This is a genomic window from Bradyrhizobium sp. WYCCWR15520 (assembly GCF_056174665.1).
Map to the genome: position 1 here is coordinate 16066 of NZ_JBWBWM010000039.1, position 23098 is coordinate 39163.

The 23098-nt window shown below is 61.3% G+C and carries 21 protein-coding genes and 3 pseudogenes; 17 read left to right on the forward strand and 7 right to left on the reverse strand.

Annotated elements, in window-relative coordinates; all coding sequences use genetic code 11:
* Positions 1-182 precede the first annotated feature (182 nt).
* Positions 183-407, forward strand: a pseudogene (locus AC0QUY_RS33525) (GTP-binding protein); the annotation flags it as partial.
* Between the two features lie 99 nt (positions 408-506).
* Here AC0QUY_RS33525 and AC0QUY_RS33530 read toward each other — a convergent pair.
* A complete protein-coding gene (locus AC0QUY_RS33530) occupies positions 507-1148 on the reverse strand; it encodes a cation diffusion facilitator family transporter (protein WP_475390296.1) in 642 nt (213 codons plus the stop codon).
* Between the two features lie 188 nt (positions 1149-1336).
* Here AC0QUY_RS33530 and AC0QUY_RS33535 point away from each other — a divergent pair, with 188 nt between their 5' ends.
* A complete protein-coding gene (locus AC0QUY_RS33535; protein ID WP_475390297.1) occupies positions 1337-1645 on the forward strand; it encodes a hypothetical protein in 309 nt (102 codons plus the stop codon).
* A gap of 325 nt (positions 1646-1970) precedes the next feature.
* On the opposite strand, the gene AC0QUY_RS33540 is transcribed toward AC0QUY_RS33535, so the two are convergent.
* On the reverse strand, positions 1971-2444 hold the full coding sequence (locus AC0QUY_RS33540) for an OsmC family protein (RefSeq protein ID WP_475390298.1): 474 nt from the start codon (positions 2442-2444) through the stop codon (positions 1971-1973).
* Positions 2445-2588: 144 nt separating this feature from the next.
* The gene (locus AC0QUY_RS33545) at positions 2589-3038 is read right to left on the reverse strand and encodes a cupin domain-containing protein (protein WP_475390299.1); all 450 of its coding nucleotides are present in this window, start codon (positions 3036-3038) and stop codon (positions 2589-2591) included.
* 136 nt (positions 3039-3174) lie between these two features.
* Here AC0QUY_RS33545 and AC0QUY_RS33550 point away from each other — a divergent pair, with 136 nt between their 5' ends.
* Together AC0QUY_RS33550 and AC0QUY_RS33555 are read left to right on the forward strand one after the other, a co-directional pair.
* A complete protein-coding gene (locus tag AC0QUY_RS33550) occupies positions 3175-4203 on the forward strand; it encodes an ABC transporter substrate-binding protein (RefSeq protein WP_475390300.1) in 1029 nt (342 codons plus the stop codon).
* A gap of 41 nt (positions 4204-4244) precedes the next feature.
* Positions 4245-4955 (forward strand): NUDIX hydrolase, encoded by a 711-nt coding sequence (locus AC0QUY_RS33555; RefSeq protein ID WP_475390301.1) that lies wholly within the window; start codon positions 4245-4247, stop codon positions 4953-4955.
* A 31-nt stretch (positions 4956-4986) separates the two neighbouring features.
* Here the strand turns inward: AC0QUY_RS33555 and AC0QUY_RS33560 are convergent, their stop codons facing one another.
* Positions 4987-5790 carry a FadR/GntR family transcriptional regulator gene (locus AC0QUY_RS33560; RefSeq protein ID WP_475390302.1) on the reverse strand — a complete coding sequence of 268 codons (804 nt, stop codon included), beginning with the start codon at positions 5788-5790 and terminating at the stop codon, positions 4987-4989.
* Between the two features lie 282 nt (positions 5791-6072).
* Here AC0QUY_RS33560 and AC0QUY_RS33565 point away from each other — a divergent pair, with 282 nt between their 5' ends.
* From AC0QUY_RS33565 to AC0QUY_RS33595, 7 genes and pseudogenes are all read left to right on the forward strand, one after another.
* Positions 6073-7383 (forward strand): ABC transporter substrate-binding protein, encoded by a 1311-nt coding sequence (locus tag AC0QUY_RS33565; RefSeq protein ID WP_161849364.1) that lies wholly within the window; start codon positions 6073-6075, stop codon positions 7381-7383.
* Positions 7384-7401: 18 nt separating this feature from the next.
* The gene (locus AC0QUY_RS33570) at positions 7402-8169 is read left to right on the forward strand and encodes an ABC transporter ATP-binding protein (protein ID WP_475390303.1); all 768 of its coding nucleotides are present in this window, start codon (positions 7402-7404) and stop codon (positions 8167-8169) included.
* A gap of 3 nt (positions 8170-8172) precedes the next feature.
* Positions 8173-8877: an ABC transporter ATP-binding protein gene (locus tag AC0QUY_RS33575; RefSeq protein WP_475390304.1), complete on the forward strand. Its 705-nt coding sequence runs from the start codon at positions 8173-8175 to the stop codon at positions 8875-8877.
* 2 nt (positions 8878-8879) lie between these two features.
* Positions 8880-9761, forward strand: coding sequence for a branched-chain amino acid ABC transporter permease (locus AC0QUY_RS33580; protein ID WP_057837854.1), 882 nt, complete (start codon positions 8880-8882; stop codon positions 9759-9761).
* A pseudogene (locus tag AC0QUY_RS33585) lies at positions 9758-10769 on the forward strand (branched-chain amino acid ABC transporter permease). Before AC0QUY_RS33580 ends, AC0QUY_RS33585 begins: the two are co-directional and overlap by 4 nt.
* Positions 10735-11664, forward strand: a complete 930-nt coding sequence (locus AC0QUY_RS33590) for a polyphosphate kinase 2 family protein (RefSeq protein WP_475390305.1) — start codon at positions 10735-10737, stop codon at positions 11662-11664. Before AC0QUY_RS33585 ends, AC0QUY_RS33590 begins: the two are co-directional and overlap by 35 nt.
* A gap of 249 nt (positions 11665-11913) precedes the next feature.
* Positions 11914-12321: a hypothetical protein gene (locus AC0QUY_RS33595; RefSeq protein ID WP_475390306.1), complete on the forward strand. Its 408-nt coding sequence runs from the start codon at positions 11914-11916 to the stop codon at positions 12319-12321.
* An 837-nt stretch (positions 12322-13158) separates the two neighbouring features.
* Here AC0QUY_RS33595 and AC0QUY_RS33600 read toward each other — a convergent pair.
* Positions 13159-13584 (reverse strand): nuclear transport factor 2 family protein, encoded by a 426-nt coding sequence (locus AC0QUY_RS33600; protein WP_475390307.1) that lies wholly within the window; start codon positions 13582-13584, stop codon positions 13159-13161.
* Between the two features lie 129 nt (positions 13585-13713).
* Between AC0QUY_RS33600 and AC0QUY_RS33605 the strand changes: the two genes are divergently transcribed.
* Positions 13714-14277 carry a bifunctional transcriptional activator/DNA repair enzyme AdaA gene (locus AC0QUY_RS33605; RefSeq protein WP_475390308.1) on the forward strand — a complete coding sequence of 188 codons (564 nt, stop codon included), beginning with the start codon at positions 13714-13716 and terminating at the stop codon, positions 14275-14277.
* A 40-nt stretch (positions 14278-14317) separates the two neighbouring features.
* Here AC0QUY_RS33605 and AC0QUY_RS33610 read toward each other — a convergent pair whose 3' ends face one another.
* Both AC0QUY_RS33610 and AC0QUY_RS33615 read right to left on the reverse strand, forming a co-directional pair.
* Positions 14318-15190, reverse strand: a complete 873-nt coding sequence (locus tag AC0QUY_RS33610) for a CHAD domain-containing protein (protein WP_475390334.1) — start codon at positions 15188-15190, stop codon at positions 14318-14320.
* A gap of 174 nt (positions 15191-15364) precedes the next feature.
* A pseudogene (locus AC0QUY_RS33615) lies at positions 15365-15832 on the reverse strand (CYTH domain-containing protein); the annotation flags it as partial.
* Between the two features lie 447 nt (positions 15833-16279).
* Here AC0QUY_RS33615 and AC0QUY_RS33620 point away from each other — a divergent pair.
* The 5 genes from AC0QUY_RS33620 (at position 16280) to AC0QUY_RS33640 (ending at position 23043) form a co-directional block, all read left to right on the forward strand.
* The gene (locus tag AC0QUY_RS33620; RefSeq protein WP_475390309.1) at positions 16280-17839 is read left to right on the forward strand and encodes a 2-isopropylmalate synthase; all 1560 of its coding nucleotides are present in this window, start codon (positions 16280-16282) and stop codon (positions 17837-17839) included.
* Between the two features lie 400 nt (positions 17840-18239).
* On the forward strand, positions 18240-18869 hold the full coding sequence (locus tag AC0QUY_RS33625) for a hypothetical protein (protein ID WP_475390310.1): 630 nt from the start codon (positions 18240-18242) through the stop codon (positions 18867-18869).
* Between the two features lie 1096 nt (positions 18870-19965).
* Entirely contained in the window at positions 19966-20967 is a 1002-nt protein-coding gene (locus AC0QUY_RS33630) for a TRAP transporter substrate-binding protein (RefSeq protein ID WP_475390311.1), read from the forward strand.
* 178 nt (positions 20968-21145) lie between these two features.
* Entirely contained in the window at positions 21146-21721 is a 576-nt protein-coding gene (locus AC0QUY_RS33635; protein WP_475390335.1) for a TRAP transporter small permease, read from the forward strand.
* Entirely contained in the window at positions 21718-23043 is a 1326-nt protein-coding gene (locus AC0QUY_RS33640) for a TRAP transporter large permease (protein ID WP_161849355.1), read from the forward strand. Before AC0QUY_RS33635 ends, AC0QUY_RS33640 begins: the two co-directional genes overlap by 4 nt.
* The last annotated feature ends 55 nt before the right edge of the window (positions 23044-23098 follow it).

The window sequence follows — 23098 nt, forward strand, 5'->3', positions numbered from 1 at the left end:
ATCATGCGCCCGAGACGGCCAACCGTGGCCGTCACGATCAACAAGCCGCTTGAGCAGATCACGCAGACAGACCTTTCGGATGTGCTGGCGCCGTTGGCCGCACCAACCGGCTTGCCCGAACCTCCATCGAAACGGACTGACCATCGCTTACCCCCGGATCGACGCTAACCGGCGCGGACCAATTGCAGCATCAGCAAAGGACGAACCAGACTCCGATTACGGTGATTACCGGCTATCTCGGAGCTGGAAAGACCACGCTGCTTGTCCGTATCCTCACCGAGACGCACGGCAGGCGCTACGCCGTCGTCGTCAATGAATTTGGCGAGGTCGGAATCGACAATGACCTCATCGTCAACGCCGAAGAAGAGAACTTCAAAATGAACAACGGATTTGAGTCCTGCCGCGTTTGATCGTCGATGCATTGGCGAGCTGCAGGCTGCTTTTTTGGGCACGCGCCAATCATCTCACGCTCGTGCGGAAAGCGGCACGATTCATCTGCTACCGTCTCAATTTGATTGTGGCGTCACGACCGGTTGATCGTGGTCGGTATGGCAGCAGATGATTTTCTCCGGCCATATCAGTTCATCGTGCGATTCAAAAACCTCCCGACCAGTCGTGAAAATGATCCACAATGCAACGGCTCCTGCGATGATCGGATCGAAGATTGGATAACCCGTCACGAGAAGCAGTAAGCCCGCGGCCACCGGGGCGAGGGATACCCATACGTCGCCAAGATTGTGGATATACGCGAGCCGGATTGCAGCGTTGTTTTGGCTTGGCTCCAGGAGCAAGCGGGCCACGCTCCAATTCGCGGCAGCGGCAGCCAGACCCACGATCATCGGAACGACGCCCTGAACCGGCACCGGATTGAACAGACGCTCCCCGGCTTGCCACAGAAGCAGTCCGCTGACCGCAATCAGCCCGACTGAGTTAAAGAGATTTCCGGCTCTCAACAGCCGTTGCGAAGGACCTCTGGTGACCAGGAATGCCGCATACAGGCAGACCAGAGCCAACTCGTCCGACAGGTTGTGCGCGCTGTCCATCAGGAGGCTCAGGCTCGATGCCTGATAGCCAGCAATCCCCTCCACCACAAAGGTTGCAGTGTTTATCGCCACTGCGGAGGCAACGGCTTTTTGATGATGAGCCATTCTGCATCCCCCATTTCCGCGACTTGGCAAATATGTGCACTAGAATGTGCTTCGAGGTGCCGACCATGAACTGCTTCGTTCGCGCGGTTGCGATATCGTCGCCGGCGTCATAGGCCGGCGCCGCCAGCGCTGCTAGGGTTCGATCACCATCGCCCTCAGGCTAACTGCACGGGCCCGTGGTCATCGCAATGATCACCGTGCGGATGGTGCAGCCGGCCGTCTACAAGATAGTCGACATGGTCACCATGCGGCACCGGTTCATGTCCGCAGTTTGGACCGTGCGTGTGCTCGCAATGGACTTGAGGAGTGCATTGCACGGGATTTGTGGCATTTACCGTGATGGCATGTTCGTCCACGTGATCCTCGTGCATATGATGGAGATGGCCGTCGTGAAGATAATCCACATGACCGTCATGACGAACCGCGGTGTGCCCGCAATCCGGGCCATGCTTGTGAGTGTGGTTGGCGTGGTGCTTCTCGGTACATGTGGCCATTAGCAATACTCCTTGCGCTTGTTTGCGATCGGTACCCCATCATTGCGGACAATAGTGGAATAGTTGCGGAAGCCAACGATGCCGAGGTGCCCGCACCCTGATTTAGTTACCGATAGCCAATGTTTTAACGTTCAGTGGGAACGAAGGTTGCGAGCCGAGCACCAATCTACGGGTTCAGATATCCACGTCTTCCATATGTTGGAAGCCGTGGTTGTTACATGAATTCAAAATCGTAGGAGGCGTGCCCACCATCGGAGACTGCGATGCAGATGGATCGTGGGCACAGCGCGACGCGCCTTTGCCCACCCTACGGCCCTACAAGGCCACACTAGGTGACGACATCGGATGCCATTCGAAATTGCGGATCCAATTTCACGTCAGCGGTGATCGAGTTGGAAATGAAGCAGTTTGCCTTCACCTCGGTCATGATCGTTCGGGCGGCCGCGATGTCGGCCTCGCTGCTCAAGACCACGATTGGCCGAACGTTGACTTCGATAATCCGATATTTGCCGTCGACGTTTTCCAGCAAGCCTTCCGCGGCGCTCTCATAGGCCACAAACGCCAGCTTCTTGCTTTGGGCGAACGATACAAACGTCAGCATCATGCAAGCATTCAGCGCGGCGACCAGCATTTCTTCGGGAGCCCAGACGCCCGCCTCTCCCTTGAATTCAGGAGGACTGCCGATCTCGATGTCGGGTTTGCCGGGTGCGGACGTTCGGCCGCGGCGAGCGGTGTCCCAGACCAGGTTGTTCCTGTACTGAAAGGACTTGTATGTTTTCCCTGTTGGCACGCGATCCTCCACTGCACGGGAATCGTAGGGTGGGCAAAGCGTAGCGTGCCCACCATCGAGGCTGCGATGCGGATGGATGGTGGGCACGGCGCGAAGAGCGCCTTTTGCCCACCCTACGATTCTTCGCTCGCAATGACGGCGGAGAGCCCGCAGCCCTCAATTCAACATCTTCGTATCATCCGGCGCCTGCGGCGGCGTCTTGATCGCGATCGCTTTCAGCGTACGCCCGTCGGGCTTGGTGCCGCCATGCGCGGTGCCCTTGGGTATCACCACGAGGTCGCCCGGCTTCACCCGCACTTCCTTATCACCCAGCCAGATCGTGCCGGTGCCATCCAGGATGTACTGGATCTCGTTGGTGTTGGGATGCATGTGCTTGCCGACATTGCCGTCCTGGATCGAGATCGTCATGCCGTCGGCGGCAACGAACAGTTTTGAGCGCATGCCGGTACCCGAGGGCATGCCGAGCGCGTCGCCTTCGAGTTCGCCGGTGTGGATGACCTGCGCGGTGATGTTCTCGGCGGCGATTGCCGGACGCAGCAGATGGGTGACGCTGCAGCCGGCGGCGAAGGCGGCGGCGAGCGATAATACGGTGGCCATGCGGTTCATTGGATAGTCCTCCCCTGTTGCCGTTGTTGTGGGGCGGATGCTAATCCGGCGCCCCGTGCCTGACCAGCGGCCGGAAAGTCACCTTCTCAAGGCCCGCCCGCTGCTTTATCTTGCCGCGCAACGAATGGAGGAAATCATGAAGAAACTGCTCGGCCGGCTGGCCGCTTCGCTGCTCGCGCTGACACTCACGACCGGGCTTGCCGCAGCGCAAAGCAAGGTCACGGTCGCGATCGGGGGCGGCTCCTGCCTGTGCTACCTGCCGACGGTGCTCGCCAAGCAACTCGGCGAATATGAAAAGGCGGGACTGGCGGTCGAACTGGTCGACCTCAAGGGCGGCTCGGACGCGCTGAAAGCGGTGCTTGGCGGCAGCGCCGACGTGGTGTCGGGCTATTTCGACCACTGCGTCAATCTGGCCGCCAAGAAGCAGGAATTGCAGTCCTTCGTGATCTATGACCGCTATCCCGGACTGGTGCTCGTGGTGTCGCCCAAGCACAGCAATGACATCAAATCGATCAAGGATCTGGCCGGCAAGAAGGTCGGCGTCAGCGCGCCGGGCTCCTCGACCGATTTCTTCCTGAAATATCTCCTCAAGAAGAACGGCCTCGACCCGACCAGCGCCGCGGTGATCGGCGTCGGCCTCGGCGCAACTGCCGTGGCGGCGATGCAGCAGGGCCAGATCGAGGCGGCCGTGATGCTCGATCCGTCCGTCACCGTTTTGCAGGGCAGCTATCCCGATTTGAAGATACTGGCCGATACCCGCAGCGAGAAGGACACGCTCGCCGTGTTCGGCGGGGAATATCCCGGCGGCGCACTCTATACGACCACGGCGTGGATCAAGTCGCACGAGAAGGAAGTGCAGGCGCTGACCACGGCGATCGTCAACACGCTCGACTGGATTCACTCGCATTCGCCGGAAGAGATCATGGCGAAGATGCCCGACGAAATCGTCGGCAAGAACAAGGAGCTTTATCTGGCGGCGCTGAAGAATACGATCCCGATGTATTCGCTGACCGGCAAGATGGATCCCAAGGGCGCGGATGCGGTGCTCGCGGTGTTCAGCGAGGGGTCGCCTGAGGTCGCCAAGGCCAATATCGACGTGACCAAGACCTACACCAACAAATATGTCGAGCAGGTCAAGAAGACCTCGGGCACGAACGCCAAGTGAAGTCCGGATAGGTTCGGCGTGGTATCAGGCGAAGTCAGGCGATGAGTGACACCAAGCCTCCAGTCATTCATCGCGTCCGCGCGCTCGATCTTGCCGTCGAGGCGTGGACATGGCCGTTCGCCGAAGCGCGGCGCGCGGAGATTTCAGCACATTTCGCCGACAAGCAGCGCGAAAAGCCGGCGATGTGGAACGGCCGCGTGCTGCTTGGCCGCAACCCGGTGTTCTCGGACGGCCGGCTCAGTGCCAGCTATTTCGAAACCGATTTCGCAAGCTTTCTGGCATGGCGCGACTGGGGCTTTCCCGATCCGTCCGTCTTCAACGGTTTCGGCATGGGCGCGCTGCGCTGCGCCGACGGCGCCTTTGTGCTCGGCGAGATGGGTCAGCACACCTCCAATGCCGGACGCATCTATTTTCCGTCAGGCACGCCCGATCTCGGCGACATCAGGGACGGCGCGGTGGATATTTCCGGCAGCGTCGTGCGCGAGCTGGAGGAAGAGACCGGGCTCGCTCCCGGCGAATACGACAGCGAGCCGCACTGGCATTGCGTCTACACCGGGCCGGCGTTGGCGATGATCCGCCTGCTGCGCGTCGACATGCCGGGTGAGAACTTGCGCGAGCGGATCGAGCGCAATCTTGCCGCGCAGGACCAACCCGAGCTATCCGCCATCCACCTCGTGCGCGGCACGCGCGATCTTACCTCCGCCATGCCGCGCTTTGTCACCGCCTTTCTTGAAGCGCAGTTCGCGGCGTGACTTCGGCGCTCTCGGGGCGTGCACGATCGCGCTATTTCTTTCTCTTGGCACTTGGCTTCTTGACGACAGCCCGTTTTGCTGACGTGCCGGCCAATCGGCGCTCGGCGGCGGCGATCGCGGTCTTCCGGTTCGACAGTTTCAGCTTCGTATAATCAAGCACCCGTTCCATCGCGATCCGCGCCTTCTCGGCGTCGCCGTCCTCGATTGCGCGGGCGGCGGCGGCATGGTTGGGCAGGTTGTCCTTGAACCAGCCGACGCTGCCGACCGCGACGTCGAAGACCGTGTTCAGGATGGTGTCGATCGCGCCGCGAAAGCCCTGCAGCACCGGGTTATGCGTGGCGTCGAGGATGGCAAGATGAAACGCCTTGTCTGCGGCAATCGCGCTCGTCTCGTCCTGCGCGGTTTCCATTGCAGCCAACGCCGTATTGATCCGCCAGCGGTCGTTCCTGGTGGCGCGCTCGGCGGCGAGCGCCGCGGCCGCCGGCTCGATGATCGAGCGGACTTCCTGGATGGCGAGCAGGAGATCGCGGTCCGGCTCCTTCTGGCCGACCAGCCAGCTCAACACGTCGCGGTCGAGCAGGCTCCATTCGGCGCGCGGCAGCACATGGGTGCCGTGGCGCGGACGGACGCTGACCATTCCCTTGGCGGCGAGCGTTTTGACGGCTTCACGCACCACGCCGCGCCCGACGCCGAAGCGGGCTTCGAGATCGGGTTCGGGCGGCAGAGCGGTGCCGACCGGAATGAGATCCTGCGCGATTTCGCGGCCGAGCGTCGTCAACACGCTGCGAATACGCCTTGGCTTGATGCGCCTGTCGGCGGTCCTTGGCCTGGCCACCTCTTCTGCTCCTGACCTCACGGGAATTCGCGATTGCCTAACACGCGCCTGCTATGCTACGCAAACATCCGATGTTTAACATCCGATGTTTGCGAGGAGCACGCGTGCATCGTCTGGACGGGAGATGCTGCTTTTCGCTGCCGGAGGCGCCCGCGACAGTGTGGCCCCGGTTATTCGACTTGACATCGCACGGCGCTGCCCGTGTGATGAGAATAACAACGACAAAAACAAAAACGATAAAAAACAAAAGGTGCATTGCACCATCGATAGAGGGAGGTTTTGATGCCGGGGCGCAAAGCTGCACGCCTTCTCGTTGGGCTGTCCGCCGCAATCGCGGTGCTTGGGATGGCGGTTTCCACCGAGGCCCAGGAAAAGAAAATCAAGATCGGCGTGATTTACGACCTGACCGGCCCGCTCGCGGGTGGCGGATCGGAGCTGCAATATATCGGCGCCAAGATCATGCTCGACCAGTACGCCAAGACCGGCGTCGAGGGTTACAAGGTCGAAGCCGTTTACGCCGACGCCCAGAGCAAGCCTGATGTCGCCATCAACGAGGCGGTGCGGCTGATCGAGCAGGAAAAGGTCAACATGCTGCTCGGCTTTTTCTCCTCGGCGCAATGCGTGCCGGTGGCCGCGCGCGTCGAGCAGCTCAAGAATTTCATGTGGATCACCACCTGCATCTCGTCCGCGGTGCTGGCCGACAAGAACTTCAAATACGTGTTCCGTCCGCAGGCTTCCGGCGATCAGTTCGGCATGATGACGATGGATTTCATCGCGCAGAACTCCAAGGAAAAGCTCGGCAAGGAACCGAAGGACCTGCGCGTCGCTATTATTCACGAAGACGGCGCCTATGGCGTCGACGTCTCCAAGGGCAACGAGGCAGGCGCCAAGAAGGCCGGCTTCAACATCGTGCTGAAGGAAGGCTATTCGGCTACGGCGCCCGATCTCTCGGCACTGGTGACGAAACTGAAGCGCGCGCGGCCCGACGTGATCTTCCACACCGGCTATAACCCCGACATCACCTTGTTCGGGCGGCAGGCGCGCGAGCAGGGATTGAAATTCGCCGCGCTCGTCGGTCACGGCGCTGGCTATGGCGTCTATGAGAAGCTGAAGGAAGGACTGGGCGGCGACGTCAATTACGTCTTCAACACCGATCCGATCTCGATCTGGCTCGCCAACCAGAAGAGCATGGATCCGAAACTGCCGCCGGTCATCAAGATGGTCGGTGAGGAGTTCGACAAAGCCAAGCCTGGGGTTGCTATCCGCTCCGCCCATGTCGGCATGGCGGCCTCCAACACCTATTTGTTTCTGACCGAGGTGCTGCCGCGCGCCATCAAGAAATATGGCGGCGTCGATCCCGATGCGCTGCGCAAGGCGGCGCTCGAGACCGATATCCCGGAGGGAGGCACCATGTTGGGCTTCGGCGTCAAGTTCCACGGCGAGGGCACCCAGATGGCCGGCCAGAACGAACGCTCGTTCCCGGTGGTCATCCAGTATGTCGACGACAAGTCGTATGTGGTGTGGCCCAAGAGCCAGGCGCAGCGCGAGGCCGTGCTGCCGCTGCCGAAGGGAACCACGTTCAGCAACCAATAAGCGGACGGAGAATCCGGCGTGCTGACGGTAGAAGGGTTGGTGAAGCGTTTTGGTGGCTTCACCGCTGTTAACAACGTGTCGTTCCGGGTCGAGCAAGGCGAGATTCTCGGCCTGATCGGCCCGAACGGCTCCGGCAAGAGCACGATCTTCAACATGCTGTCGGGCACGCTGATCCCGACGGCGGGATCGATCCTGTTCAACGGCGCGGAGATCGCGGGTCACGCCCCGCATCGCATCATCAATGGCGGCATCGGCCGCACCTTCCAGATCCCGCGGCCGTTTCACCGGCTCAGCATCTTCGAGAACGTCGCGTTGGCGGGCTATTACGGCCAGGGCCGCCACAGCCGCACCAAGGCGGATGAAGCCGCCGAGCGCGCGCTTGCCATGGTCGGCCTGTCGACCGACCGCCACGCCAGCGTCGATGGCTTGGGTGCCGCTGGCTTGAAGAAGCTCGAACTCGCGAAAGCGCTCGCCACCGGGCCGAAACTGCTGCTCGCCGACGAAAGCCTCGGCGGGCTCGACGAGCACGAGATGGATCAGGCCGCCGACATGCTGCGCAAGATTCGCGACGAGCTCGGCATCACCATCATCTGGGTCGAGCACATCATGGGCGTGTTGATGCGGGTGGTCGATCGCGTGATGGTGCTCGATCACGGCGAGAAGATTTCGGAAGGCCTGCCGAGCGCGGTGGCGAGCGATCCGCGCGTGATCGAGGTCTATCTCGGCACCGATGCGGATTCGAGCCAGGCTGCGGCGGCGGAAGCGCGCCGGAAGGCGGGAGTCTAGCGGATGCTCGAACTGAAATCGCTCGATGCGGGTTACGGCACCTTCCAGGCATTGTTCGGCATCAATCTCGACGTCAGGGCAGGGGAGGCGGTCGGCGTCATCGGCCCCAACGGCGCCGGCAAGACCACGCTGATGCGCGTGATCTCCGGCCTGATCCGGCCGACCAGGGGCGCGATCTCGATGGAAGGCCACGACGTGCTGGCGACGCCTTCGCATCGCATCGTCGATCTCGGCATCGCCCATGTGCCGGAAAATCGCCGGCTATTTCCGCGGCTCACCGTCGACGACAATCTGAAGATGGGCGCCTACATGCCGGGCGCGCGCGCCAAATATGCCGAGCGGCTGGAATTCGTGTTCAATCTGTTTCCGCGCATGAAGGAGCGGCGCAGCCAGATGGCCGGCACCCTGTCGGGCGGCGAACAGCAGATGTGCGCGATCGGCCGCGCGCTGATGTCGGACCCGAAATTATTGCTGCTCGACGAGCCCTCGGCGGGCCTCGCCCCGGTCGTGGTGCAGCAGGTATTCGAACTGGTCAAACGCATCCGCGCCAGCGGGCTCACGGTGTTGATCGTCGAGCAGAACGTGCAGCAGGTGCTGAAGGTGGTCGACCGCGCCTATCTGCTGGAGGCCGGCACCATCAGAGCATCGGGCACGTCGGAAGAGATGTTGTCGACCGATACGATCAAGCAAGCATATCTCGGGGTGTAGCGATGCAAGGCTTTCTCGACATCTTCGACATCTACCTGCTGGAAGCCGTGGTCAACGGCATCCTGCTCGGCGGCGTGCTGGCGCTGCTCGCGCTAGGGCTCAACCTGATCTTCGGCGTCATCGACGTCACCTGGATCTGCTACGCCGAGCTGGTCATGATCGGCATGTACGGCATGTACTACATGGTGCAGGTGTTCGGCCTGCCGTACTGGGTGGCGGCGCCGATCGCGATTCTGCTGGTGGCTGCGCTCGGCGCGCTCCTGCATTACATCGTCATCGAGCCGCTGCTCACAGCGCCGCCGATCAACCAGTTGCTTGCGACCGGCGGCGTGCTGTTCATCCTGCAGAGCTTCGCCACCGTCGCCTTCGGCATCGACTTCCGCAATCTCGGCATCCGCCTGCCGGTGCTGGCGATCGGCGACATGCATTTCAGCTATTCGCGGCTGCTCGCCTTCGTCGCCGCCTTGCTGGGCATGCTGGCGGTCTATTTCTTCATGACGCGCACCTATACCGGCACCGCGATCCGCGCCATTTCGCAGGACCGCCAGATCATGTCGCTGATGGGGGTGGATACCAAGCGCATCTATCTCATCACCTCGGCGCTCGGCGGCGCGCTGGCCGGCCTCGCCGCCTGCCTGCTGGTGCTGCAATATGACGTGCATCCCTTTGTCGGGCTGTCGTTCGGGCCGATCACCTTCCTGATCTGCGTGCTCGGCGGCCTCGGCAATTTCGTAGGCGGCTTCCTCGCGGCCTTCGTGTTCGCCCAGATCATTTCGCTGGGCGGCCTGTTCTCCGACCTCGAATGGGGCTACGTGCTGGCGTTCGCCTTCTTCATCGTCATGATGTTCATCCGGCCCGCGGGCCTTTTGGCGAGGCGCTCGTGAATTCCCGTCATGCTGCCTGGGCCGTCGGTTTAGTCGCGCTGGTCGCGCTGCCCTTTGTCTATCGCGAGCCCTATCACCTGCACATCCTCGTGCTGATCTTGATCTGGTCGTTCGCCTATACCGCGTGGTCGATCATGGGCCGCTTCGGGCTGGTGTCGCTCGGCCACGGCGGCTTCATGGGCGTCGGCGCCTATGTCACCGCGCTGTTGTGGAACCATCTCGGCCTGTCGCCATGGATCGGCATTCCCATCAGCATGGTGGCAGCCGGTGTGCTGGCGCTCGTCGTCGCCTATCCCTGTTTTCGCTTCCGCATCACCGGGCACTATTTCGTGCTGGTGACGCTGGCGCTGTCAGGCATCGTGCTGCAGGTCATCACGGCCACGCGCGACCACACCGGCGGCTCGCTCGGCTACACGCCGAACCGCGCCCCCAGCGGCCACGGGTTGGTGGCGCTGCAGTTTGACAGCAAGACGACATGGTATCTGATCGCGCTGGGGGTCTGGGTGTTCGGCCTTCTGATCTGGCGCTGGGTCGACCGCAGCATGAGCCGCTACGCCATGGAGGCGATCTCGGAAGACGAGGACGCCGCGGCCGCGGCCGGCGTCAACGTAACGGCCGAAAAACTCAAGATCACGCTGATCTCGGCGCTGATGACCGCGCTCGCCGGCGCGCTCTACTGCCAGTACCAGATGTTCATCTCGCCCGACACCGTCAGCGGCATCGCAGTATCGCTGCAGATGGTATTCGCCGTCATCGTCGGCGGGCTCTATGTCTCGCTCGGGCCCACAGTCGGCGCCGTCATCACCATCCTGCTTGCGGAGGTGTTGCGCATCAAATTCGGGACCAACGCGGTAGGCTGGGACAACCTCGTCTACGGCGTGATGCTGGTGGTCTTCATCATCTTCCTGCCCAAGGGCATTCTTGGTAGCATCCTCGACCGATTGAAGACGCAACCGAAGAAGCCCAAGACCACATGAACAAGAAATCCTCGCGATCGCTCGCGGATGAACTGAAATCCTATGTCGCCCCGTTCCGTTACGAAGGCTCAGGCGAATTTCACCTGAAATCGCACAAGACCAATGAGAAGGGCGGTCTCGACAAGGAGAGGGCGACAACGATCATTGAAGCCAACCGCAAGCGTCTGAACGATTTCCAGGAAAAACTTTACGCGCAGGACCGCTGGTCGCTGCTGCTGATCTTCCAGGGCATGGACGCCGCCGGCAAGGATTCCGCGATCAAGAGCGTGTTCGAAGGCGTCAACCCGCAGGGCTGCGACGTCTGGTCGTTCAAGCAGCCGTCGAGCCGGGAGCTCGATCACGATTTCCTCTGGCGCAGCATGATCGCGCTGCCCGAGCGCGGCCGGATCGGCATCTTCAACCGCTCCTATTACGAGGAATGCCTGGTAGTGCGCGTGCACCCGGAGATTCTCGCCAGGCAAAAGATCCCACCGCGGCTCGTCACCAAGGACATCTGGAAGGAGCGCTTCGAAGACATTTCCGCGATGGAGCGCTACCTCGCGCGCAACGGCACCGTGATCCTGAAATTCTTCCTCAACATCTCCAAGGAGGAGCAGCGCGAGCGCTTTCTCGAGCGCCTGGAAGATCCCGCCAAAAACTGGAAGTTCTCACTGGCCGATATCGGCGAGCGCGCGCTGTGGGCGAAATACCAGGCCGCCTACCAGGACATGATCCACCACACCGCCTCGTGCGAGGCGCCATGGGTTGTCGTCCCCGCCGACCACAAATGGTTCGCCCGCGTCGTGATCGGCTCGGCGATCGTCTCAGCGCTCGATAGGCTCGATCTGCATTTTCCTGAAGTCGACAAGGCCGACCGCAGCGAATTCGCCAAAGTGCGTGAGGCGCTGCTGGCGGAAGAGAAGGGCGCAAAGGGAACCAAGAAGTAGGATGGGGTAGGGCGAAGCGAAACCCATCATCCCAATCCCGATGGGGGAGAGCGATGGGTTTCGCTTCGCTCCACCATCCTACGGGCTCCACAAATCGGCCAGCTTCGCCAAGGGGGCGGCAGCCAAGGACCCAGGCGGCAGGACAGCATCGTAAACAAATATTAACCAAATAGGGGCGTTGTAAACGAATTATTAACCAATTGGGTTCGGGATTGGTCGCGCGACAAACCCGCACCAACGGAGAAGCTGATGGATACCCCAACATCTGCCGCACCCGACGAAAAAACGCCTTCGGCGGAACCGGCTTTGGCGACACAACCCAGCAAATCGGAAACGCAAGAGAAGTTGAAACCCGCTGGCTCGCTGGAGGTCAGCGCCGAACGCATCAGCTCTTCCGTCGCACGGTTGACCTCGAATTCGATAGACGAACTTCAGGGGTTGGTTTCCGAACTGCAGAGAATGCAGGAGTTCCTCAAGTCCGAGGTTAACAACGTGCAGCGCCAAATCGACAGCGCGTTGGCCGGGATCAACATCATCGTCGAAACAATCAGTCCGTGGAAAAGTATCGCGGCCTCACAAGCCCATCCATCCGGCATGCGCAACGTCCGCGTGGGGGGACCGGCGGCCAATATAGAGCAACGCATTCGCGTCGGGTAGCAACGGCGGGCGCGCGCCGTTCGCTGATATTTGCGGTTCGGCAGGGTGCAGCATGGCGGCGCGGATTCCATAGGCCACGACCGCGTCCCTGTCGGGCGCTTCTTCCCGCTTGCTCGATCGTCTCGATCACGTCGCGATGGTCGGTGTCATCCTGGCTGTGCGATGCCTCGATTGATGTCCAGATATGCACAGAGAATGAACGCCGGATTGCCACCGCTACGTCACCAAGTCGCCTAACGACTCTGCGATACTGTCGCAGCGGGCTGTGGGCGATGCGCATGGGTACAGTTATGATGCGCTTTGGGTCCAATCTATTTCGAACGCCGGCACTGAGTGGCCTGGTTCTGGTAGCACTGCTTGTGCTTGGAGCGATGGTCGTTCAAGTTTTCGGATCGACTGAGAAAGGTCGCGGAGTCATTGCTGCGTCCGAACGCAGTGAGGCCAGCACGCGCACCAATCCCGAGAAAGATGGCCAAGTCGTCCTGGATACCGGTGTCCGTGGCCTGAGAGGGTCGCTGCCGTAAGGCGTAAGCCGCGTGGGCGGACCCGTTCGAGGTTTGGAATCGCGCCGGCCCCTCGACGAGTCCGCATTCACCGCGCCGCCGGACAAGGCAAAGCTATCTTTCACTCTTCGTCTGCACATTAACGAACACAAGCGAGCGGAACTTCGCCGGTGTGGTAATGCGGTTACGCTTCGATCCTCTTGAATGCCGCGCTCATGCGACCGGCGTCACGGATATCGCAGTGTCAGGGGCCGCTCCGCGGCGAACCTGAACGGCATTCATCCGGTTCGTACCCCGCACGGACCCGTGTCGCGATTATGAAAGCCGCCGTGCGTCACTCCGCGGCATCCCCGAAAACCATCTGCCAACCTTTTCGGGTGTCCATGTACTCGCGGACCTGCTTGATGCGGCCGCCTTCGACCACAAAGATGAAACAGTAGTCGTTGTCATATGGCCGTCCTTCCGGAAGTGTCGCCTTCATCCGCTCCTCGATGATCACTGTGTCACCATCGGTGTGGACAGCGCGGAACGAGATGTCGATCGCGGAGAACAGGCGGTGCATCTCCGAGGCGATGAAGCGCGCGATCTGGTCGGGGCCGATCATGTGATCGGTATGCGCAAGCGCCACAGCCGTTGCGTTGTTGCGAGGGGCGATCCATTCGGCGTCCGCCGTGAACAGGGACGCGATCTGGCCGGCGTCTCGCGTCGAGAATGTCTTCCATGCGTTGAGAACGACGTCCTTGGCTGCTGGATTTTCCATGTTATTGCCTTCCGTGGAGAGAAATCATCGCCGTTGATCTAGGACACTCCGGCCGCTGCCGCTGGCCGGAATCGGACCTCATCATCTGTGCCCGTTTTTTCTCCGCCCGCGGTGCGCTAGAATTCGTGAATGCTAAGCTTTGACGTCTGTAATGCTGCGCGGCTGAGGCGCGACGCTCGATATGACGGCCGTTTCTTCACGGCGGTGAGGACTACGCGGATCTATTGCCGTCCGGTCTGCCCCGTGAAGCACCCCTTGACGCGCAACGTCACCTATTACCCGACGGCAGCCGCCGCCGAGGCCGCGGGATACCGGCCGTGCCTGCGCTGCCGCCCGGAGACCGCGCCGTTCTGCCCGGCTTGGAACGGCACGCGTTCGACGGTCGCGCGCGCACTGAAACTGATCGACGGCGGCGCGCTGGATCAGCACTCGGTCGCTGCATTGGCGGAGAAGCTCGGGATCACCCAGCGCCACCTCGCCCGCCTGTTCGTCGGAGCAAGCCCGCAACAGGTCGCAACCACGCGCCGCGTGCAGCGGGCGAAGCGGCTGCTCGACACCACCGACGACACGATGACCGAGATCGCCTTCCGCGCGGGCTTCGGCAGCCTGCGCCGGTTCAACGCCGCGTTCGCCGATCTCTACGGCCGCTCGCCGTCAAGCCTCCGCGCCAAGTCGCGGGCGCGGCGGAGTTGATCAGAGGGGCGGCAGCCTGGATGCGTGTATGACGGCAGTATCAGCCAGGCCCGGAAAGATGGCGTAGTGCGCGCAGTTCGTTCGTAGCCGCTTGCATGAGCGGCCTTGCCTGTTCATCCTCGCGGCCAACGATGATGCCGGAAACATAGGCGCGGGCGCGCCTGTCTTGCGGCGGCGCTTTTAGCGCCGCCTCTGCCGCCATCTTTCGATCCGCAATGAAGTCGTTCAGCGAGCCCAAAGCATCCTGGATCTTTTTCGCATGTTTCGTTAGACGCGTGAGCGCCTTTCGGTCGCGTTTGCTGCGGAAAAGACTTTCGAAGAACTCTACCGCGTACCTGATCTTCTTCATCCTGATCCGGAATTTGTGCCGCTCGGGTGCCGTCATCTCTTGCAGCTTTCCCGCGTCCTTTTGTGCCTTCCTGATGCGCCGATCCAAGAGCTTTGCGGCGAATTCGCCAAGTTCGCTATTTGCGGCGTCCGTCCGTCCGCGCTGCGTCTCGATCCATTCGAGCACATCGACGAGCAGCGCGCGGCATCGCGACGAATCGACGGCCCTCTTGGCCTGCCCGAGCGCCTCAGTGCGTTTCTCGGCAAACTGCCTGGCGATGGCTTTGCCACCCCGGCGCGGTGTTATTTCGCGGGCGACAGGACCAATCTTCTCCTCCAGGAAGACGTCCAGCTCGCGCGCGCGGGCGAGTTCGTTTGTCAGCCACCTGAGTTCTATCTTGATTTCTTCGGTTTTCTTGCCTGGCAATGTCTTCGAAAACAGCGAGATGGCGGCGCGCAAGCGGCGCAAGCCCACGCGCATCTGATGCACGCCTTCCGGATCAAGGTGACGGACGGCGTCGACGTTTCCGGAAAAATGGCGAAGGGTGGAGCGGGCAATCACCTGGAAACCCTCGATGGCGGTCATTCGCTTCCCAAGCTCGATTGGCTCGGCAAAAACAGCTTGAGCGCGCTTGCCGTCGACAAGATCGTAGCCCTGGTCTGCCTTCGCTCTCAAACAAAGCTCGGCTGCGAGCTTTCGCTCCAGTGCCTTCGCGACGCGAAACAGGTCGCTCGTCGGTCCGCTCTTCAGTTCGAGCTCGACCTCCTCGATGCGGTTCATGTGACCGGACGCGACAATGCTGCCGTGATCGATGGCAAGTTCCAGTTCGCTCCGTTTGGTGCGGACCGGCATCGTGATGCGATGTACCGAGGTCTCGAAGATCGGCTTCAACTTGCGGCGCAGCTTCTTCGAAGCCAAGCGCTGAAGCGGCGTGCCGTTTGCCTCGTCGAGATCGGGGGTGTTGCCTGCTATCTCGGTTTCCCACTCGCCGCGGCCGAACTGCGCGCCGGACGTCTTCTTGATCGTTTGTATGTGCTTGCCGTCCGCTTGCCTCACCCGGAGCAGAAGTCCGCGCCGTTTCAGCTTGTGTTTCCGCGTGTCGAAATAGGTCGACTTGAGATCGCTCTCCGAGCGCTTGCCGATTTTGCACCCGGGCACCGCCAATCTGGGTGTGGACCCGAGGTTGCGCTTGGGCATACGGAACTTGATTTCGGTCTCAACGCCCATTGGCTGTTCACCTAAGCTATGGGCTGGTTAACGCCGGAAAGTGTTTCCCGGTCCTCAGGCCGGTCCGCCGATTTTCCCGGTGGTTAGGTCACCTATCCTGACCATCTTTTGGCATTGCGGCCGGCCGTATTTCTCGTCTAGAACAGCCCCGGAACGCCGCCTCGGCAACGAACCGTCAATGGTTTTGGCCGAGATTTGGGCGTCCACAAGGGTCTGGCAATGCTGATTCGCAGCGAAAAGTCGGGAGTTTTGGGTGGAGCGGCCGAGGCTGCCCCCGCTCGTCCGGCTGCGTCCGCGCCCACCCTGCTTCTTGGCGGGATTCTGCTTCTTATCGGCCCCTGAGGGCCGTCTGGGCATTTGCGCCTGGGCACTCAGGGGTTTTGAGCGAGATCACCAGACCCTTCAGCGCCACTTGAACCGGCGCAAGATCCAAAGGAATACAGAACCATGACCACCGCCAACAAGTCCGAGAAGGACCGCGTCATCATTTTCGACACCACGCTGCGTGACGGCGAGCAGTGCCCGGGCGCGACCATGACCTACGAGGAAAAGCTCGAAGTCGCCGAGATGCTGGACGACATGGGCGTCGACGTCATCGAGGCCGGCTTCCCGATCACCTCGGAAGGGGACTTCCAGGCGGTCAGCGAGATCGCCCGCCGCTCCAAGAACGCCGTCATCGCTGGCCTGTCGCGCGCCCACCCGAAGGACATCGACCGCTGCGCCGAGGCGGTGAAGTTTGCAAAACGCGGCCGCGTTCACACCGTGATCGCGACTTCGCCGCTGCACATGCGCGTCAAGCTGAACATGACGCCGGAGCAGGTGGTGGAGCTCTCGATCGCCAATGTCACCCGCGCCCGCAACCAGATCGACGACGTCGAATGGTCGGCGGAGGACGGCACCCGCAGCGAGATGGATTTCCTCTGCCGCATCGTCGAGGCCGTCATCAAGGCCGGCGCCACCACGGTCAACATCCCCGACACCGTCGGCTATACCGTGCCGGAGGAATACACCCACTTCATGCGCACGCTGATCGAGCGCGTGCCGAACTCCGACAAGGCGATCTTCTCCGTCCACTGCCATAACGATCTCGGCATGGCGGTAGCGAACTCGCTGGCCGGCATCGCCGGCGGCGCGCGCCAGGTCGAATGCACTGTCAACGGCATCGGCGAGCGGGCCGGCAACGCCGCGCTCGAAGAGATCGTGATGGCGATCAACGTGCGCAACGACAAGTTTCCGTACTGGAACAAGATCGACACCACGCAGTTGACGCGCGCCTCGAAGCTGGTATCGGCGGCGACCTCGTTCCCGGTGCAGTACAACAAGGCGATCGTCGGCCGTAACGCCTTCGCGCATGAGAGCGGCATTCATCAGGACGGCGTGCTGAAGGACGCCTCCACCTACGAGATCATGCGTCCCGAAATGGTCGGCCTGAAGCAGTCCTCGCTGGTGCTGGGCAAGCATTCCGGCCGTCACGCGTTCGTGCACAAGCTGGAAGAGATGGGCTACAAGCTCGGCCCGAACCAACTGGAAGACGCGTTTGCGCGGATGAAGGCGCTGGCCGACCGCAAGAAGGACATCTACGACGAGGATATCGAGGCGCTGGTCGACGAGGAAATGGCGGCGTCGCACGACCGCATCAAGCTGACCTCGCTGACGGTCATTGCCGGCACGCACGGTCCGCAGCGCGCCACCATGAAACTCGACGTCGACGGCCAGACCAAAATCGAGGAAGCCGAAGGCAACGGCCCGGTCGATGCCGTCTTCAACTGCATCAAGGCGCTGGTGCCGCACGAGGCCAAGCTGGAACTCTACCAGGTCCACGCCGTCACCGAAGGCACCGACGCGCAGGCTGAAGTGTCGGTGCGGCTCTCGCATGAGGGCCGCTCGATGACGGCACGCGCCGCGGATCCGGATACGCTGGTCGCCTCCGCAAAGGCCTATCTCGGCGCGCTCAACAAGATCGTCATGAAGCGCCAGCGCGACATGCCGGCGCAGGCGGCGGGCTGACGGTTCTCGCCTATCGATGGACCAACGAAAACGCGGCGCTGCAAGGCGCCGCGTCTTTTCGTTGAACACGCGAAGGCTAACGAAATCTCTGGAGCGATCTGGTGCGTCGCCCCGACTAGTCGTAGGATGGGTGGAGCGACTTGTCCGCCGTAGCTCAACGAGCGAAGGCGGAAGCGATACCCATCGGCATCGCGGACTGATGCCTGCGAAGGTGTCGTCGCCATCCTTGACGGCGGACACCGGGTTTGCGGCCTGCCGTCTCGGTCACGCAGCGGAACGATGATTCAGATCAAGATGGGCGCTCGACAGCCGCCCAAGGAATTCGCGCAGTAAGTGCTCAGCCCGTTTTCTGGGCTGGACGCTTCGCGGCTGGGTCGCCGCGCTGGTGTGCGGTCGGTCAATGCGATCCCAACGCCGCCGCTTGCTGTTCGGTGATTGGAGCATGTCACCAATGAAACGCTGTCTCGCTGCTTTCGCAATCGCCGCCAGCCTGTTCGCACCAGTTGCGCGCGCCAACGATGCCTTGGAAGCCAAGGTGCGGGCCTACGTTCCGGTCGCCTCCCTCGCCAAAGTATGTGACCTCAGGATCAATGACGCCACTTCGGGTGACCACCGCGCCATGCTCGAAGCGGTGAAATCCGACCCGAACGCCAACAAACTCGCCTACCGCGTGCATTACGAAACGCAGACGGCCTACATCAAGGCCCGCGACGGAGGTCAACGGGTCGCCTTCTGCAAGGACTTCATCGCAGCCAACAGCCAATACGCCAAGGCGCGCTTCACGGCCGTGGTCGAGGACCACATGAGCGACGTCAGCACCAGTGTGCAGAAAGCGATTGCCCACAACGTCTGCGGTGCGCCCCCCGTCAAGCTGTCCAAGACCGACTGGAAACCGTACGCGCTCATCAAAAAGATGCTTCAGAACGAGCAAAAGTTGGCCAAGGAAAACGCCGAGACGAACGGCTGGAACGCCACCGAGGAAACGACGGCGGTCACGGAACAGTTCTGCGCGGCGATAAAAACCCGATGAGCATTACCGCCGCCGTAATCCGAGCCCCGCTGATCTTTTCGCGGCCGGTGGCCCCGGGCCGTGCAATCCAGTGCGTAAGGTGGGCAAAGGCGCGATAGCGCCGTGCCCACCATCTATCATCGCGCGCCCTTTCGATGGTGGGCACGCTTGCGTTTTACCCACCCTACGGTTTTGCGAACTGATTTGCTTCGCGCGCAAGCACAATTCTTGACGCGCAACTGCGACAAGATAACCCGAAGGCAAATCAATTCTGATTTTCCGAAATCGTGTCAAGCCCGGGAAACAAAAATATTCCGCTTAACAGGTCGGGCAAATCAGTCGCATAACTCCGCCCGTCTTCCGCAGATGAGGGGCGCTTCGCGATCGTCACGAACGCGCGGTGAGATGCGATGGACGCTGATGTCACGACGACGTACGTGACGTGAGGCGTACGGCGAAGTCGTGTGGTTCGGACGCCGCGGTGCTGGCGTTAAGTCCTTAAGAAGCGAAGCTTCTCAGGGATGACGGAGGCAAAAGAGCCGTTCTCCGGGGAGAGCACGAAGTAAGCCGTAAAGCCATTGCGCAGGGAAGGCCGGAGTGTTTCCGCTGTACCTGTATGCTCGTGTGCGTTTTTCCTTATGCGCAACGGCACACGAGACCTCGGGTGCAGCAAGCACCCGGTCTTCCCTGCGCCCTCTAAATGAGAGGGCGGGACGAAGTAAATGCAAACCTCGGGCAAAACATGTCGCGAGATCGCGAAGCTATATCCACGTCATTGCGAGCGCAGCGAAGCAATCCATTGTCACCTCGTGCGCGGAAAGATGGATTGCTTCGCTGCGCTCGCAATGACGGATGAGAAAGTCCCGGAGCCTTTCGTTACGAGGAAAGCAGACATAGCGAAGGTTTATTGGACACGGCGTGCGCGGGGCCAGCACGATCCTCCGGTGCCGATGGCATAGAAGAAAGGAGGGTAGCTGATTTTGCAATGCAGCAAAGCCGGAGAGCAGGGCCCCTTCTAACGGGCAATGGCAATTCGGCCGGCTTGTCTATATTGATGCATCTGGCATGCAAGCATCGGAGCCGCGTCGAGAGCTCCGGGACAATAACGGGAGGAAACATGCGCAAGCTGATTTTGGCCGCGGCATCGATCGCGGCGCTGACTTTGGCCGGACCTGCTGCGGCGCAATCGCCGATCGTGATCAAGTTCAGCCACGTGGTGGCCACCAATACGCCGAAGGGGCTGGCGGCAGAGAAGTTCAAGGAACTGGCCGAGAAGTATACCGAGGGCAAGGTCAAGGTCGAAGTCTATCCGAACTCGCAGCTCTACAAGGACAAGGAAGAGCTGGAAGCGCTGCAACTCGGTGCGGTGCAGATGCTGGCGCCCTCGAACTCGAAGTTCGGGCCGATCGGGGTGAAGGAATTCGAGGTGTTCGATCTTCCCTACATCCTTCCCGATCTGAAGACGCTGCGGAAAGTGACTGACGGTCCGCTTGGTACCAAACTCCTGAAGCTGCTGGAGCCGAAGGGCATGATCGGTCTTGCCTATTGGGATAACGGCTTCAAGCAGATGAGCGCCAACAAGAAGCTGGTGGCGCCTGCTGACTACAAGGGACTGAAATTCCGCATCCAGTCGTCGAAGGTGCTGGAAGCGCAGTTCCGCACGCTTGGCGTGATCCCGCAGGTGATGGCGTTCTCTGAAGTGTATCAGGCGCTGCAAACTGGCGTGGTCGACGGGCAGGAGAATACCTGGTCGAACATCTACACCCAGAAAATGCACGAGGTGCAGAAGTACATCACCCACACCAACCACGGTTACATCGGTTATGTGGTGGTTACCAACAAGAAGTTCTGGGACGGTCTGCCGGCGGATATTCGCGCACAGTGCGAAAAGGCGATGAAGGAAGCGACCGAATACGGCAACGGCCAGTCGGCCAAGGAAAACGACGACGCGCTCGCCGACATCAAGAAGACCGGCAAGAGCGAGATCATCACGCTGACGCCGGAGCAGGACGCCGCCATGCGCAAGGCGATGGATCCGGTCTACAAGGACGTCGCAAACCGCGTCGGCCAGCCCTTGATCGACGAATTCCTGAAGGAGACGAGGGGCGCGACGAACTGAGCGGCGCGTACATTCGGGGAGCGTCCGGACGATCGAGTTGCCATTGGGCGGCAATTCACTCTTCGTCATGGCCGGGCTTGTCCCGGCCATCCACGTCTTCCTTGCCGCGATGCAGCTAGACATGGATGCCCGGGACAAGTCCGGGCATGACGAGGGGACAAAGTAGGGGGAAACATTGATACTGCTTCGCATCCTCGACCGGCTTGAGGAACTGCTGATCACGGTGCTGATCGCAGCCGCCACCCTGATTATTTTCGTCGCGGTGATGCATCGTTATCTGGTCGGCGTTCCCGTCCTCTACGACCTCCTGTTCCCAATCAACCTGTCCTGGGCGCAGGAGGTTTGCATCTACATGTTCGTGTGGATGGCGAAATTCGGCGCCGCGTATGGCGTGCGCACCGGCATCCATGTCGGCGTCGACGTGCTGGTGAACAAGCTCAATCCGCCGGTCCGCAAGGGCACGGTGCTGTTCGGCCTGTTGTGCGGCGCGCTGTTCACCGCGGTGGTGGGAACGATGGGCGCAAAGTTCGTCCATGGGCTCTACTACACCGACCAGGTCTCGCCCGACCTCGAACTGCCAATCTGGATCATCTATCTCTGTGTCCCACTCGGCTCCTATTTGATGTGCTTCCGCTTCCTGCAGGTTGCATGGAATTTCTGGCGCACCGGTCATCTGCCGCATCACGACGAAACCCAGGTTGAGGGCGTCGAAGTCGAAGCGCCCGGGGTCGGCGCCGGGGGGATCGCCCGATGACCGCCGCGATCATCTTCGGGCTGCTCGTCGCGCTGATGCTGACGGGCATGCCGATCTCGATTGCGCTCGGCCTCACCGTGCTGACGTTCCTGTTCACTTTCACGACGGTGCCGATCGAATCGGTGGCGCTAAAACTGTTCACCGGCATCGAGAAGTTCGAGATCATGGCGATCCCGTTCTTCATCCTTGCCGGCAACTTCCTCACCCATGGCGGCGTCGCGCGAAGAATGATCGCATTCGCGCGGACCATGATCGGCCACTGGCCCGGAGGCCTCGGCATTGCCGCCACCATGTCGGCGGCGCTGTTTTCGGCCGTGTCGGGATCGTCGCCCGCGACCGTGGTTGCCATCGGCTCGATCATGCTGCCCGCCATGTTGCAGGTCGGCTATCCCCGGCGCTTTGCCGCCGGCGTGATCGTCACCGGCGGTGCGCTCGGCAACCTGATCCCGCCGTCGATCATCATGGTGATCTATTCGGTCGCCACCAGCGGCGCCGTTTACCTCGGCCCGAACGGCGAGAAGGTCGGCTCCGCCTCGGTCGGGCAATTGTTCATGGCCGGGATGGTGCCGGGCGTGATCCTGGCCATCATGCTGTCCTCGACCACGTGGTATCGCGCGTGGAAGAACAACATCCCGCGGGTCGAGAAGGCTTCCTGGGGAGAGGCTTTCCGCGCCTTCATCGACTCGTTCTGGGGCGTTTCTCTCATCGTCGTGGTGCTGGGCGGCATCTATGCCGGCTGGTTCACGCCGACCGAAGCCGCCGCGATGAGCGCGGTCTACGCCTTCCTGATCGAGATGTTCATCTACAAGGACCTGAAGTGGAAGGACGTGCCAAAGGTCCTGCTCGTCTCCGCGAATATGAGCGCGATGATCCTCTACATCGTGACCAACGCGGTGCTGTTCTCGTTCCTGATGACGAGCGAACAGATCCCGCAGGCGATGTCGAACTGGATCACCGGCAGCGGTATCAACTGGATCACCTTCCTCCTGGTCGTGAACCTGCTGCTGCTGCTCGCCGGCAACGTGATGGAGCCGTCATCGATCGTGCTGATCATGGCGCCGATCCTTTATCCGATCGCGGTCAAGCTCGGTATCGATCCGGTCCATTTCGGCATCATCATCGTGGTCAACATGGAGATCGGCATGTGTCATCCGCCGGTCGGATTAAATCTCTATGTCGCCTCCGGCATCGCCAAGATGGGCATCACCGAACTGTCGATCGCGGTGCTGCCCTGGCTGATCACGCTGCTGGTCTTCCTCGGCCTGATCACCTACATCCCGGAATTGTCGCTGTGGCTGCCGCGGACGCTCGGCATGCTCTAGTCATGCCGCATTGCACTGGATCAAACGGAGGAAGGATTACATCTTGGTAAGGGAG